This window comes from Xenorhabdus thuongxuanensis, from assembly GCF_001908095.1.
In the GTDB taxonomy this organism is placed as follows: domain Bacteria; phylum Pseudomonadota; class Gammaproteobacteria; order Enterobacterales; family Enterobacteriaceae; genus Xenorhabdus; species Xenorhabdus thuongxuanensis.
On record NZ_MKGR01000001.1, the window covers coordinates 203,945 to 217,299 of the forward strand.

Sequence of the window (13,355 nt, forward strand, 5' to 3'; positions counted from 1 at the left end):
CTATATATAACGTCCTATATATTTATAAGTGACGATTCAACGAAACACTTTTTATCTGTGCATACAACCATTGCCCTGCCCGCAGATTAAGCTCTTCTCGCGCCCACAGCGTAATTCTTGCCCATAGGCAATGTTCACTCAGTGCTAATTTGACATCAACCTGTCCATTATCTTCAAAAAACTCAATGACTTTGACTTGCAAGGTGTTACGGATGCTGCTGGCTTTTGGTGGCTCCAAGACCAACGAAACATCGGATGCATCAATGCGGATACGCAGATCAGTTCCTGGAGAGACATTAACCTGTGGCAACCAAAGAAGTTTATCAGCCACCGCGACTGCGGTCATTTGATAACGTTGATAATGTTCCATCACAGACACTTTTAGTATGCTGCCCAAACTCTCTTTTTGCAGCCATGGACGCAGTACACTACTCGACCAAACTTCTTCTAAGGTTCCTGTCGCCCTGATTTTTCCCTTGTCCATGACAATAACATTTTCTGCCAAACGTAAAATTTCATCCAAACTGTGACTGACATAGAGGATCGGGATTTTGACGTCTTCGGACAACTTTTCAAGGTAAGGTAATAACTCGCGTTTACGTGGTAAATCTAATGATGCCAGTGGTTCATCCATAAGCAGGATTTCAGGGGCAGTCAATAATGCACGGCCAATCGCTACCCGTTGTTTTTCTCCACCAGATAATGTGATGGGGAAACGTGACAGCAAATGTTCAATTCCCAACAGGCCAATGATGCTGTCAAACTGTGGTTTCATCTCTGGCGCCATGCCGTATTGTAAGTTTCCCTTCACGCGATAATGTGGGAAAAGACGTGCATCCTGGAAAACATAACCAATTCGGCGCTTCTCTGGTGACACAAAGATATTTTGTTCTGTATCCACTAAGGTAGCGCCGTTTAAAACAATGCGACCTTTTTGTGGACGGCTCAACCCCGCAATCACATTGATCAGTGAGGTTTTTCCTGCCCCCGAAAGACCAAATATGGCAGTAATACTTTCAGTTGGTAAAGTGGTATCCACCTGCATGTGCAGCTCACCCAAACGCTGCTTAAAATCCAGTTCTAACATGCTGCCCCCAAACGTTTTCTGCCCCAACGTGTCAGCCATTCGGAAAGCATTAATGAAATCAGTGCCAAAACAATGGCAATGACACACAAACGGGCGGCGGCAGTTTCAGCACCTGGTGTTTCTATCAATGTATACATGGCAAGAGGAATGGTTCGGGTTTCCCCCGGAATATTGGAAACAAAGGTAATGGTCGCACCAAATTCTCCCAACGAGCGGGCAAACGCCAATACCACACCAACAATGATGCCGGGTAATGACAATGGCAAAATAATGGTGAAAAAGACTTTAAACGAACCTGCCCCCAAAGTACTGGCAGCCTGTTCCAGACGCCGATCAATGCTCTCCAATGACAACCGAATGGCTCTGACCATCAGCGGAAAAGCTACCACAGCCGAAGCTAATGCCGCCCCTGCCCAATTAAATGCAAAACTGACACCAAACCAGTCATAAAGGAATTCACCTATGACCCCGCGCCGCCCCATGCTGATGAGCAACAGATATCCCACCACTACTGGCGGTAATACCAGTGGCAGATGAATAATGCTGTCAAGCAAGGATTTACCAACAAACTGGCAACGAGCCAGCATCCATGCCATTAAGATCCCAAATGGCAAACTGAATAGCACAGCAATCGCTGAGATTTTTAAGCTCAATAAAATTGCCTGCCACTCATATTCACTTAACATCTCCAAAAGATCAGTTCCTACAGTGGACTAAAGCCGTAACGTTTAAAAATGGCAGCGGCTTCAGGGGTTTTAAGGTAATCATAAAAATCGCGAACTGCCTGTCTTTCATGATCTTTGATTATTGCCATCGGATATTCCACCCGTTTATGGCTTTCTGGTGGGAAAACACCCACAACTTTCACTTTACTGCTGGCAACGGCATCAGAGCCATAAACAATGCCCAGCGGGGCTTCAGCTCGTTCTACTAGTGCCATACCACTACGCACATTGTTAGTACGCGCCATCAGTGGATTAACCGTATCCCATACATTCAAATATTGCAGCGATTCTTTGGCATAAATACCAACTGGCACATGATCAGGATCGCCAACTGCTAATCGCCCTCCTGCCAGCAAAGATTTCCATTTTGTTTCTCGGTTGATCTCAACTTGATCCAAGTTACTTTCTTTAGGCGCAATCAGGACAAGCTGGTTACTCAACAAGGTATGACGAGTATTTTCGGCAATTAATTGTTTGTCAGTCGCGTAATTCATCCACTGCTGATCGGCAGAAATAAAAATATCCGCCGGAGCTCCTTGAGCTATCTGGCGAACCAGTGTTGATGATGAAGCATAGGAAGCAACAATATTGCCATCGCCCCGTTTCTCTTTTTTATACTGTGCCGCAATATCATCCAATGCATTGGTTAATGAAGCAGCCGCAAAAACCGTCACCTTATCTGCTGCCCAAACATTCCCAACAAGCGCAAAAGTGACCGCAGTTCCTGCCAACAACTGATAAACTTTATTTTTCATTTTACACTCACTTAAGATCATCAATATGGTGCGTTGTATATAACAAGATACAACGTTAAATGAAAACGCTATTCTTTGATTAATCGGCAAGTTGTGAGCCAGTTTTAGCTTTTATATTGATCTCAATGCAACAATTACATATGAAAAGTTGTATATGAAGAGAAGGCAGGAATTGATGATTACCCGGATAACCGGGTAATAGAAATTACAAAGCTCAAGATTAACGACTGGTATTTTCTGTTTTGGAGATAAGATTGAATAATCCGCCAAGCCCGTAAATCAACGCCAAAATAGCCGCCATCACCACCGGAACCATGATCAGCGCAAATCCCATACTTTTAAGCAATTCAAACATGCTAACCTCATATTCTGAGTGACTAACAAATTAACTGGGTCATATCTGAATCTGACATAACACAGATGTTAATTCCGTTATTCTAGACAATAAAACAGTAACAGTAACCGACGAAACGTGCGATTCTTATGGTTCTGTTGTAAAAACTTTCAAATAGTTGCCCTAAATAAATCACTATGCAAGCCCAAATATTGTTAACATTGAAATTGCAACAACGCCTGTTCGCTGATCCCCGACGCATTAAGTTGCTTAAACAAATTAAAGTCACTGGTTCTATTAGCCAAGGTGCAAAGCAGGCTGGGATCAGCTACAAAAGTGCCTGGGATGCCATCAATGAAATGAATCAACTCGCCGATGAGATCTTAGTGGAACGCGCCACGGGTGGAAAAGGCGGCGGCGGTGCCCAACTGACTCATTATGGTGAACGTCTGTTGCAGCTTTATGACTTGCTGGAGAAAATTCAACAAAAAGCGTTTGATGTCTTGAAAGAGGATTCCCTGCCTCTGGATAGCTTGCTTGCGGTTATATCTCGTTTTTCTTTACAAACCAGCGCCCGAAATCAATTTTTTGGTACGATCACTGAACGTAGCCATGCCAATATTCAACAACATGTTCGGGTTCTGCTAGCAGATGGTAAAACATCAATCTATGCGGCTGTCACGGAACAAAGTGCCAATCGGCTGAATTTAGTTACCGGAAAAGAAGTACTGGTGTTGATTAAAGCACCGTGGATAACCTTAACTAAAGAGCATGTTCCTTCTGCTTCATTCGATAATATCCTATCCAGCCAGGTTAGCTATATTGAAACAGGAACAGATTACAGTGAAATTATCCTGACACTTGATGGCGGTGAATCCCTTTGCATTACGTTATCTAATCAGGAAGTAACGCGTTTGCAGCTCCAGCCTCACAATTCTGTCACTGCACTTTTCAATGCCGATAAAGTGATTATTGCCACCTTATGTTAACTTGATTACAAAAATGATTAACTCTCAATGAATAACAAACAGCTACACATTGACATTAAACACTATTCCGCTTATTTCTGGTGATCCTTTAGTTGATGTTGCTTAAAAAGGAAGAGGAATGTCTGAATTGCAAATAACGCAAGGTAGTTTCCGTTTAAGTGACACCCGTATCCTACGGCTACCGTCACTGAAAATTATTTCTGGGGAAAGTTGGGCTTTTGTTGGCGCAAATGGTAGTGGAAAATCTTCATTGGCTCGTGCACTATCGGATGAATTAATCCAACTGACAGGTAACCGTCATTGTTCGTTTCGCACACCAATACGTCTATCTTTCGAACAATTACAGAAACTGATTGATGAAGAGTGGCAACGCAACAATACAGATTTGCTCAGTGAAGGAGAAGAAGATACTGGGCGTACTGCCGCAGATATTATTCAACTTCACCATAAAGATAATGAATTGTGCCTTGAATTAAGCGAATATTTTGGCATTAAAGATTTACTTTCGCGACGATTCAAATACCTCTCAACTGGGGAAGTCCGTAAGGTTCTGCTATGTCAAGCATTAATGGCAAACCCTGACCTGCTTATCCTTGATGAACCTTTTGATGGGCTGGACAGTTATGCCCGAGCTCAACTTTCCCAATTATTAAGTTCTCTGGCTGCAAAAGGCATTACTTTAGTTTTAATCTTAACCCGATTCCGTGAAATCCCTGATTTTGTCGAACAAGTCGGTGTATTGGCCGATTGCCACCTGACGCTGGCCGGAAAAAAAGAGGGCATTCTGGCAGAATCTCTCGTAGCACAGTTAGCACACAGTGAAGGGCTGAAAAATATTCATCTTCCCGAAACAGATGAATACCGGACTGATGGACAATTTCCAGCTGATCAACCGTTGGTGTCAATGCGTGATGTTATTGTCCAATACAATAATAAACCCATTTTGCATGGTCTAAGCTGGCAAGTGAACCCGAATGAACACTGGCAAATCATCGGTGAAAATGGTGCCGGAAAATCGACACTTCTTAGCCTGATTACGGGCGATCACCCCCAAGGTTACAGCAATGAGTTAATATTATTTGGCCGCCAACGGGGAAGTGGTGAAACGATTTGGGATATCAAACGTCACATTGGTTATGTTAGTAACAGTATTCATCTGGAGTATCGTGTCAGTACCAATGTTCGAAATGTCATTCTATCGGGTTTCTTCGATTCAATAGGACTCTATCAGGCCGTTTCAGATCGGCAGCAACAGTTAGCGGATGAGTGGTTGGATTTATTGGGGTTATCGGGCTCAACGGCAACTAGCCCCTTTCATAGTCTGTCATGGGGGCAACAGCGGCTGGTTTTGATTGCCCGCGCTCTGGTGAAGCATCCCGCTTTATTGATCTTAGATGAACCGTTGCAAGGGCTTGATCCTCTAAACCGCCAGTTAGTCCTAAGCTTCATTGATATCATGATTGCTCATGGTGATACGCAGCTTCTGTTTGTTTCTCATCATCAAGAAGATGCGCCACAGTGCATTACCCATCGCCTGCGATTTATTCCTGACGGTGATATTTATCGGTATGAGACCGAGAATATTTCCGTAGAATCGCTGTGATCTTCTTTCTTCGTTCAGCATATTAATTATCCCTCTCTTGATAGAGAGGGATTCCATGTTATCGCTCTATTCAATCACTCTTTAATAAAATCAAGTCATATTTTTTTGATATTTTTTATTATTATTTTTGAATTTTTTAATCATTACTATAAAATCACCGTCTATTTTTAGATTATTTCATTGTTTTTTTCAAAGATATTAGGGAATTATATGGCTTGGGCATTACTTGCCATTTCATTGGCTCTTTTAGAGAATCGCCAGAAAATTGCTTTTTTCCTCGCGCTCTTCGCTATCATTGCTGGGATCAACACTAACGTACTTACCTATCCTGCTATAATCACGCTGACAGTGATGACTCTGTTAGGTATGGCATATGTTTACTGCCAAAAAAACAGCGAAAAACATTTTGTTCCCAGAATCATCATCGAGCTGTTATTACTCATCGGTGGTATTTTACTGTTTGTACATTACATTCCAGGATTCCATAATCTCAAGTATCTGGATAAAGTGCAGGCAGGCCCTCTCAGCGCACCTTTTTCAATGTATTTCAACTTTGACAAAGCGCTGCTGCCATTTATCCTAATATTCTGTATGCCGACTCTGTTCACCAGAAAACCTTTGGTTAATGCACCTGCTCATGGATGGGCGTTATTGATCGCAGCTATTCCAGCATTATTATGGCTTGCAACCGTATTAGGTGGATTGTCCGTTGAACTCCATTTACCTAATTGGTTCCCTGCCTTTGTTATTGCTAATCTTTTCTTTGTCTCTTTGGCTGAAGAAGCGCTGTTTCGTGGCTATATTCAGCAGAAGCTCAGTCAATGGATGAATCCTTACTTAGCCCTGGTCATTACCTCCCTGCTGTTTGGTGCCGCCCATTTTGCCGGCGGTGGTTTGCTGGTGATTTTTGCTACGCTGGCAGGGTTAATTTATGGCCTGACCTGGCTGTGGAGTGGACGTTTATGGGTGGCTGTTGCTTTCCACTTTTCACTCAATCTGATGCATCTGCTATTTTTCACCTACCCAATAAGATCAGTAGTCATGCACTAAACTGAATTCCATTTGATCTGAATTGTCTCCTATTGGGGGACAGTTCAGATCATAAACTCCCCGTTATCCCCTTCCTTCCAGATATATAATCGCCGTAATTATCACCAAACATGATTTAAAACAGGAGATACGAGACTATTGTTTGCCGTTTTAGCCTGTCGCGCCATATAATGCCCGCAGCGATCTTTTCATTTTGTATTAAAAAGTACTGATAGGAGTTTAAGCTATGGCTGTAACTAAACTGGTTCTTGTAAGACACGGAGAAAGCGAGTGGAACAAAGAGAACCGTTTTACTGGCTGGACTGATGTTGAATTGTCCGACAAAGGCCGCTCTGAAGCACAACAAGCTGGTCAACTACTGAAAGAAGAAGGTTTTACTTTTGATTTCGCCTACACTTCCGTTCTAAAACGTGCTATTCACACTTTGTGGAACATTCTGGATCAGGTTGATCAACAATGGCTGCCAGTTGAAAAAAGCTGGAAACTGAATGAACGTCACTACGGCGCGTTACAAGGTCTGGATAAAGCAGAAACCGCAGCCAAATACGGCGATGATCAAGTTAAATTGTGGCGTCGTGGCTTCGCTATTACTCCTCCTGATTTGACCAAAGATGATGAACGTTACCCAGGCCACGATCCTCGTTACGCCAGCCTGAAACCAGAAGAACTCCCAGTCACTGAAAGCCTTGCTACTACTATTGAACGTGTTATTCCTTATTGGGAAGAAGTTATCAAGCCGCGCGTAGAAAAAGGCGAAAAAGTCATTATCGCCGCTCACGGAAACTCACTGCGTGCATTGGTGAAGTATCTGGATAATATGAGTGAAGAAGAAATTCTTGAACTGAATATTCCAACTGCTGTACCACTGGTTTATGAGTTTGATGAAAACATGAAGCCTATCAAACACTACTATCTGGGCAACGCTGATGAGATCGCGGCAAAAGCGGCGGCAGTTGCAAATCAGGGTAAGGCGAAGTAATCCTCAAATCGCATAAAAAGAATGTTAAAAGCCGGATTGACGTCTAAATACCGCTCGCTTAAGTACGAGCGGTTCTTTTTTTATAAGGGTAACGTGGTGCTCTACAGAGCAACTCATCCTGTATCAGTCGTAACGCATTGATAAATGCTTATCTGAAGAAGTACAACACGATAGTCCTTTGCCATCCGACTCATCTCCAGCCGAACCAAATTGTAGGCAATCAATATGCCCCATAATTCCTGATAGATGCCTGCCCGGGTCTGGCTTCTCAGGATAGCCGTATTAAGTTGTTGATTATCCCTCATTTCGGGCACCTTAAACTGGGTGCCAATGCTTTGCTTAAGCGAGCGGTATTAGGTGACCATAGATTTTTTTGAGCATCTGTCAGAGTAATTTTCATGAGCGAGGTCTTGATCTGATACGCAGTAAAAATCAAGCATCCTCAATTACGATGGGTATATCCAGCCTCTTCAGGCTGGAATCTTACTGCAAATAAAAGAGGTATGAAAATGACCATTTCTAAATTTGATATTATTGATTCTCCGAAACACTCCATTAGTGACTCTCTGGCAGATGTTAGTAGTACCCCTCTACGTCTGCATACCCTTACTTATAATATTAAATATCCGCCTCCACGAACATCATCGCCAGAAAGAACCAAGAAAATTGGCCTGTGCTTAAAGCAAGTCAATAACAATTATGATGTTATCGCATTGCAAGAATGCTTCTTTGAAATTTATTATGAGGATATAGTTAAAAACTCAACAACACTATCCTCTTCATATAAATACCATTCAAATATCGTTGGTTACCCAAGTAGTTTTTTGTTTAAGGATTCTGGGGGAGCTGTTTTTATAAGTAAGTGGCCAATCATCAAGCAATGGGAGCACATTTTCACTAGCAATACGTTTGATGATGGATTAGGCCGGCAACAAAAAGGGGTTATTGCAATAGAAATAAATAAAGATGGCCAACATTATTATCTGGTGACCACTCACACTTCGCCTTATGAAAAAAATCATGACACCAGGAATATCCAGCTAAGTGAAATCAGATCGTTCATTAAGATGTCTCTGACCGCTGACTATCCTTTAATATTTATGGGCGATCTCAACATTATAGATGGATCATCTGAGTATAATAATATATACAGTGTTATTCCTGAGCTTAAGCGCGTTATTGATAGCGGCTTCTACCGGTATTCTTGGGATTCCCAGCTTAATAAAATGGTGGATGACGATGAACAAAACACACTTGATTATGTGTTTTACTGGAATGATACGGTTCATCAAACTCCTGCCGTGGCCAATTCTCAAATCGTTCGTCCTGTTGAAAATGGTGAAAATGATCTTTCAGATCATTTTGCTATTCAAGGGATATTTGATTTTAAATAATCGTTCAAGCTGTGTTGACAGCAGACTAGTTTAATACGCGGTCATGAATCCAATAGTTAGATTGCTTGTGACATATAGTCGTTACGTTCAATGAATGTGCCTATCACTTTATCGTGTATTTCTTCGGATTTGGAATAACGAATCGTTTTTCGATTCAGTCTCTTTATCCAGATACGAAGAGTGAGATTAGTTCCCTCGATACGTTGGGTAAATTCGAGTCAGGAAAAGCCAGATCTAATTTGTCACAAACATCACTGATCGGATGATTTCTCATGAGCCCAATGCCCAGCACTGACCAGACGGCTTGTTCGGCGGAAAACAGGATAATTCAATGCCGCGGTGGCTTGGAGTTCACGAGAAAATTCAGATATAAAAATCGGCCTCAGATAATCCTCTGAGGCCGATTATGACTTATCTCTGTTTGCTTAAGCGAGCGGTATTAGATCGATACCCTGCTTTTTATGGCGTTTTTACGATAAATTAGCTTCTGCGGCTCTGAACGGCCTGAGACAATTGACGCAGTAACGCTTCTGTATCTTCCCAGCCAATACAACCGTCGGTCACACTTTGACCATAAACTAAAGGCTTACCACTTTCCAGGCTTTGGTTTCCTTCAACCAGATGACTTTCAACCATAACACCAATGATCGCATTTTCACCACCGGCAATCTGACCACAAACATCAGCTCCGACATTTATTTGTCTTTTGAATTGCTTCGCGCTATTGGCATGGCTGAAATCAATCATCACGCGGGGAGCCAAGCCAGCTTTTTGTAGCCCTTCTTTAACGGCACTGACATGTTCAGCGCTATAATTAGGTTCTTTGCCACCACGCAGAATAATATGGCAATCTTGGTTGCCTATTGTATTAACAATCGCGGAGTGACCCCATTTCGTGACAGACAAGAAACAGTGCGATGAGCTAGCTGAATTAATAGCATCAATAGCGACTTTAATTGTTCCATCCGTGCCATTTTTGAAACCAACCGGACAGGACAACCCCGATGCCAATTCGCGATGAATTTGAGACTCCGTTGTGCGTGCCCCTATCGCACCCCAGCTCATGAGATCTGCCAAATACTGAGGAGTGATCATATCAAGGAATTCACCTGCCGCAGGTAACCCCATATTATTAATATCGAGCAATAACTTACGTGCAGTACGTAATCCGCCATTGATATTAAAACTGCAATCCATGCTTGGATCGTTAATCAACCCTTTCCAGCCGATAGTTGTGCGGGGTTTTTCAAAGTAAACCCGCATAATAATTTCCAAATCGGCTTGCAATTCTTCACGTAATTTATTCAAACGCTCTGCATATTCTAATGCAGATTGTGGATCATGAATTGAACACGGGCCAATCACTACCAATAGACGATCATCTTCACCAATTAAAATATTATGAATAGATTCACGAGCCTTACGAACAGTAATAACACTATCTTCTGTCGCAGGAAATTTTTCGAGTAATGCAACTGGTGGCAATAATTCCGTTATTTTTCTTATTCTTATATCGTCATTCTGGTAATTCATTATCCTTTCACCTAATACGTTCACAGTCATTTGAAATAATTTTGTGATCTCAATCTAACTGTTAGGCGTTGTTCTGTAAATAATCTTTGTGAATAAAAATAGAATACTTTTTTATGTAAAATCCTATTGAGAGTAAAAATGATGTTAATTCAAATAAATAGATTAATAAGAAGAGAATGTTTTATAGAAAAAAATCAAAATAACAGGCCATAGAACGTTAATTATCTATGGCCGATAATCGCTTTTAATTTACATTTTTTTCAGTTGTTATCCGCTATGTTTCACTGTCTTGATCCACAGGCGAGCGCCGTTCAGTGCAATACCTGTCAAAATAATATATTGCAGTGACATGGCCAAAACACCTTGGTAATAATAAATCACTACACTGATAACATTGATAATGACCCAAATTAGCCAGTTTTCTACATGTTTACGCGTCATCAGTATCATTGCCACTATGGATAATATTGTCATCACTGAATCCCAGAATGGGAAAGCATCAGGCTGTAAATCAGGCATGATAATATTAAAGCCTATTCCCTGTAGGGCGAGCACCACCATTTTTGCCATATAACCAAATATTTGATCAATATTAAATGTCATGATCAATATGGCAAAGATGGAAAGCGCGGCAACAATAGCCATCTGTTTAGGGTTAAGCCACCGAATTTTAAGCTCTATTTGTTTTTGCTCATTGACTCGGCTCCATGCATACCAACCATAGATATTGGCCGCGAAGAAAAAGATTTGCAGAATAAGGCTGGCGTAGAGTTGAATTTGAAAGAAGATTACAGCGAAGAGTGAGACATTAATTAATCCAAATAGATAATTAATGATTTTCTCCTGACTAGCGAGCCAAATACATAACAAACCTGCTACTGTGCCAATCGCTTCAATATATGAAAGATTATAGCCACCCGTTCCCAGGGGTATGTGCACTAATATGTTATTAATGTTGAAAAAATCCATACTTTCTTATCCTTACCATAAAAAATGTTTAGTATATCAATACAAAATACATAAAATTATGAGATAAATAGGCTTTTTTGCGCTTTGTTGTTTTACATACTAAACAAGATAGCTAATTTGGGAAAAAAAGTCTTTAATTATTTTGAAGATTTAAAAACGATAAGGGAAAAATGTGAAGCCAGTAATCAAATTATTAAGTTATCTGTCGCGACCAATTGATTAAAAACCAATTGCTCCACCGACTGAGCTAACGACCCATCGAGGAAATATTTGATAATGAGAGTTTAGATGGTGGGTCGTGCAGGATTCGAACCTGCGACCAATTGATTAAAAGTCAACTGCTCTACCGACTGAGCTAACGACCCATCGAGGAAATATTTGATAGTGAGAGTTTAGATGGTGGGTCGTGCAGGATTCGAACCTGCGACCAATTGATTAAAAGTCAACTGCTCTACCGACTGAGCTAACGACCCATCTAAATCTGTTTGACAGTTATCCCTGCCAACGGCGGCATATATTACTGATTTCTCAGCGTGACGCAACGTTTATTTTAGAAAACTGGTTTAAATGCTTATTAAGCAGTCAACCATCCCCAAAAAGACCAATATATGACCTTTCGGGGGATAATTATTACATTCCAGAAAGCTTTTTCTCAGCCATTTTTGCTGCATTCGTGCCTGAATATTGCTTAACCACCTGCTGATAAACCGCTTTCGCTTTATCTTTTTGCCCCTTTTCCTGCATGATTAAACCAACTTTATACAGGGAATCGCTACTTTTTTGTGACTTAGGATAGTCTTTCACAACTGTGGCAAAATAATAAGCCGCATCGTCTTTCTTGCCTTTGTTGTAATTTAACTGTCCTAACCAATAATTAGTATTCGCTAAATACTTGGACTTGGGATAGATTTTGGCAAAGTTCTGAAATGCTGCAATCGCTTTATCATATTCTTTGGTGTTAATAGCCAAAGAGACGGCGGCATCGTAATCACCTTTTTCATTTCCTGCACTCGCCGACGCAGCAGGTTGTTTATTTTCAGCTTGTGCCAAAGACTCAGCATTACGATTTCCTGATTCTGAACCCTCTGCATTTGATGGATTAGTGATTTTATCCAATTGCAGATAAAGATCTTTTTGTCGCTCAATGATCTGATTTAATTGATACTGGTTTTCCTGAATTTGACCGCGGAGTGTATCGATATCACGTTGAGAATCAGAAAGCTGTTGCTGAAGTTGGGTTAATAATTGACTGTGAGCGTCAGAAATACGCTCTAATTGGGAGAGGCGCTCATCGGTGGAGCCTGAGCCGACATTACTGATTGGCGCTCGGGCGGTAGCGGCCCAAGGAGCCGCTACGCCAACCAATAACGACAGACCCAACATATAACGTCTGAAGTTACTGTTCATGCATTACTCTTAGTATACGATCACAGCGCGACGGTTTTTCGCATATGCTGCTTCGTCATGGCCAAGTACAGCTGGTTTTTCTTTACCGTAAGAAACGATAGCAAGTTGATCAGCAGAAACGCCTTTACCTTGCAGATACATTTTCACTGCGTTCGCACGGCGCTCACCCAGAGCAATGTTGTACTCTGGAGTACCGCGCTCGTCTGCGTGACCTTCGATAGTTACTTTAACAGATGGGTTAGTACGCAGGAAAGCCGCGTGTGCATCCAACATCTGAGCAAATTCGCTGTTGATATCATATTTATCGAAACCGAAGTATACGATGTTATTGTTCTGCAGTTCTTGCATCTGCTGACGTGCTAATTCTTCAGCAGACAGAGTCTTAGAAGAATTATCAACAGTGCCTACACCAGACTGATCATTATTGCCAGTTTTATTAGAACTACACGCTGCTACGGCCATGATTGGTAAAGCTAACATCAGCCCTTTTAGCACTTTGTTCAGTTGCATCTCTTTGATCCTTTTATAGT

At 41.5% G+C, this 13,355-nt stretch carries 13 protein-coding genes, 2 tRNA genes and 2 pseudogenes; 5 read left to right on the plus strand and 12 right to left on the minus strand.

The features are described 5' to 3' along the window. Positions 1-22: 22 nt before the first annotated feature. The 4 genes from modC to Xentx_RS00925 all read right to left on the minus strand — a co-directional run bounded on the left by modC (position 23) and on the right by Xentx_RS00925 (position 2,922). Positions 23-1,087: a molybdenum ABC transporter ATP-binding protein ModC gene (gene modC, locus Xentx_RS00910; protein ID WP_074018391.1), complete on the minus strand. Its 1,065-nt coding sequence runs from the start codon at positions 1,085-1,087 to the stop codon at positions 23-25. Then, positions 1,081-1,773: a molybdate ABC transporter permease subunit gene (gene modB / locus Xentx_RS00915; protein ID WP_074018392.1), complete on the minus strand. Its 693-nt coding sequence runs from the start codon at positions 1,771-1,773 to the stop codon at positions 1,081-1,083. The genes modC and modB overlap by 7 nt, the downstream gene beginning before the upstream one ends. Positions 1,774-1,790: 17 nt before the next feature. Beyond that, entirely contained in the window at positions 1,791-2,567 is a 777-nt protein-coding gene (modA, locus tag Xentx_RS00920; RefSeq protein ID WP_074018393.1) for a molybdate ABC transporter substrate-binding protein, read from the minus strand. 220 nt (positions 2,568-2,787) lie between these two features. After that, positions 2,788-2,922 carry an AcrZ family multidrug efflux pump-associated protein gene (locus Xentx_RS00925; RefSeq protein WP_074018394.1) on the minus strand — a complete coding sequence of 45 codons (135 nt, stop codon included), beginning with the start codon at positions 2,920-2,922 and terminating at the stop codon, positions 2,788-2,790. 176 nt (positions 2,923-3,098) lie between these two features. On the opposite strand from Xentx_RS00925, the gene modE reads away from it, so the two are divergent. The 4 genes from modE to gpmA all read left to right on the plus strand — a co-directional run bounded on the left by modE (position 3,099) and on the right by gpmA (position 7,522). Further along, positions 3,099-3,890 carry a molybdenum-dependent transcriptional regulator gene (gene modE, locus Xentx_RS00930; RefSeq protein ID WP_074018395.1) on the plus strand — a complete coding sequence of 264 codons (792 nt, stop codon included), beginning with the start codon at positions 3,099-3,101 and terminating at the stop codon, positions 3,888-3,890. A 118-nt stretch (positions 3,891-4,008) separates the two neighbouring features. Beyond that, complete coding sequence (gene modF, locus Xentx_RS00935) at positions 4,009-5,493, plus strand: molybdate ABC transporter ATP-binding protein ModF (protein ID WP_074018396.1); 1,485 nt, start codon at positions 4,009-4,011, stop codon at positions 5,491-5,493. A gap of 210 nt (positions 5,494-5,703) precedes the next feature. Further along, complete coding sequence (locus Xentx_RS00940) at positions 5,704-6,543, plus strand: CPBP family intramembrane glutamic endopeptidase (RefSeq protein ID WP_074018397.1); 840 nt, start codon at positions 5,704-5,706, stop codon at positions 6,541-6,543. A 226-nt stretch (positions 6,544-6,769) separates the two neighbouring features. Beyond that, positions 6,770-7,522: a 2,3-diphosphoglycerate-dependent phosphoglycerate mutase gene (gene gpmA / locus Xentx_RS00945; RefSeq protein ID WP_074018398.1), complete on the plus strand. Its 753-nt coding sequence runs from the start codon at positions 6,770-6,772 to the stop codon at positions 7,520-7,522. A gap of 106 nt (positions 7,523-7,628) precedes the next feature. Here the strand turns inward: gpmA and Xentx_RS00950 are convergent. After that, positions 7,629-7,812, minus strand: a pseudogene (locus Xentx_RS00950) (IS4 family transposase); the annotation flags it as partial. A gap of 219 nt (positions 7,813-8,031) precedes the next feature. Here Xentx_RS00950 and Xentx_RS00955 point away from each other — a divergent pair. Beyond that, on the plus strand, positions 8,032-8,916 hold the full coding sequence (locus Xentx_RS00955; RefSeq protein ID WP_074018400.1) for an endonuclease/exonuclease/phosphatase family protein: 885 nt from the start codon (positions 8,032-8,034) through the stop codon (positions 8,914-8,916). A gap of 56 nt (positions 8,917-8,972) precedes the next feature. On the opposite strand, the pseudogene Xentx_RS00960 reads toward Xentx_RS00955, so the two are convergent. The 7 genes and pseudogenes from Xentx_RS00960 to pal all read right to left on the minus strand — a co-directional run. Then, a pseudogene (locus Xentx_RS00960) lies at positions 8,973-9,128 on the minus strand (IS1 family transposase); the annotation flags it as partial. Between the two features lie 268 nt (positions 9,129-9,396). Then, positions 9,397-10,449: a 3-deoxy-7-phosphoheptulonate synthase AroG gene (gene aroG, locus Xentx_RS00965; protein WP_074018401.1), complete on the minus strand. Its 1,053-nt coding sequence runs from the start codon at positions 10,447-10,449 to the stop codon at positions 9,397-9,399. A 267-nt stretch (positions 10,450-10,716) separates the two neighbouring features. Beyond that, positions 10,717-11,418: a nicotinamide riboside transporter PnuC gene (pnuC, locus tag Xentx_RS00970; protein ID WP_074018402.1), complete on the minus strand. Its 702-nt coding sequence runs from the start codon at positions 11,416-11,418 to the stop codon at positions 10,717-10,719. A gap of 289 nt (positions 11,419-11,707) precedes the next feature. Next, a tRNA-Lys gene (locus tag Xentx_RS00975) sits at positions 11,708-11,783 on the minus strand. 32 nt (positions 11,784-11,815) lie between these two features. After that, a tRNA-Lys gene (locus Xentx_RS00980) sits at positions 11,816-11,891 on the minus strand. A gap of 157 nt (positions 11,892-12,048) precedes the next feature. Continuing rightward, positions 12,049-12,825, minus strand: a complete 777-nt coding sequence (cpoB, locus tag Xentx_RS00985) for a cell division protein CpoB (RefSeq protein ID WP_074018403.1) — start codon at positions 12,823-12,825, stop codon at positions 12,049-12,051. Positions 12,826-12,834: 9 nt separating this feature from the next. Next, on the minus strand, positions 12,835-13,335 hold the full coding sequence (pal, locus tag Xentx_RS00990) for a peptidoglycan-associated lipoprotein Pal (RefSeq protein WP_074018404.1): 501 nt from the start codon (positions 13,333-13,335) through the stop codon (positions 12,835-12,837). Positions 13,336-13,355 lie beyond the last annotated feature (20 nt).